This is a genomic window from Candidatus Marinimicrobia bacterium CG08_land_8_20_14_0_20_45_22, from assembly GCA_002774355.1.
In the GTDB taxonomy this organism is placed as follows: Bacteria; Fidelibacterota; UBA2242; order UBA2242; family UBA2242; genus 0-14-0-20-45-22.
The window spans coordinates 1-1,037 of sequence record PEYN01000137.1 but is presented as its reverse complement, the minus strand read 5'-3'; the positions used below and the strand labels follow the sequence as shown (position 1 = coordinate 1,037).

The 1,037-nt window shown below is 46.7% G+C and carries 2 protein-coding genes; both read right to left on the bottom strand.

The genetic code is table 11. From position 1 onward, the window contains the following. A partial coding sequence (locus tag COT43_08070; GenBank protein PIS27910.1) for a hypothetical protein occupies positions 1-421 on the bottom strand: 421 nt, incomplete at its 3' end. Positions 422-441: 20 nt separating this feature from the next. Further along, positions 442-1,037, bottom strand: a 596-nt coding sequence (locus tag COT43_08065; protein ID PIS27909.1) for a peptidase T, incomplete at its 5' end; no start/stop codon positions are given.

Genomic DNA, 1,037 nt, shown 5'->3' with positions numbered 1-1,037 from the left:
CGTTGTAGGTCGTGATGGCGATGAACGGCTCCTTGGTATCGGAACAACCAAATACTTCACGGCTGATCGGCAATTTCATCAAAACGCCTTCGATCACCTGCGCGTTTGTTGGAACGCCGCCCGATTCGTAAAAATCGCCGTTAACTGCTCCAACCACACGATGACCTTCACGGTCGTTTCGTGATGACATCGATGATGTTCTTTCATATCCAGCCAACAAGTTATTCGCTTTTGCCGTTTGAAGATGGAGCCACTCATTTGTCAGATCGATCTCCAGAACATAGAAATGCCACGGCCCCGCCTGACGATATTCATGATAATAATTGACGCCGGGACCGACAGGCGTTTTTTCGATCGAATCTGCAAATGAGATTTGGAAGAAAACGAAAACCAGTATGAAACCTAAATAAATCTTTCGCATTGTTTGCCTCTCGTTATGAATTAACAACTCTTTTCTGCCCAGATTTGTATCAAATTCACCAGCGTTTCCACTGCTTTATTCATAGTCTGTACAGAAATCCACTCCAATTTGCTGTGAAAATTATGTCCGCCGGTAAAGATATTCGGCGTCAACAGACCCATAAAACAAAGTTTCGAACCGTCCGTTCCGCCGCGAATGATCTGTAGTTTAGGTTCGACGCCTGCGCGCTTGACCGCTTCAAGAGCGTATTCGACAACCTGCGGATATTCCTGAATTTTGACGCGCATATTTTTATAGGATTCTCTGATTTCAAGATCGATCCCTGCTTTGGGATATTTGCCGGCAATCTTTTCGCGAATCGCGGACAATTTTGCCGCTTTTGTCTTCATTCCGTCTTCATCAAAATCACGAATCAGGACTTTTACGGTTGCCTTCTCGACGCCGCCCTCGATGCCGTGCGGATGAAGATACCCTTCCCGCTTCTCTGTTGTTTCCGGGCTGGGTTCCTTAGCGATCTGGTAAACGATTTCCGAGGCGATTTTAACGGCGTTCACGAGTTTGTTCTTCGCGTAACCGGGATGAACATTGACGCCATGAACGGTAAAAGTTGCACCGG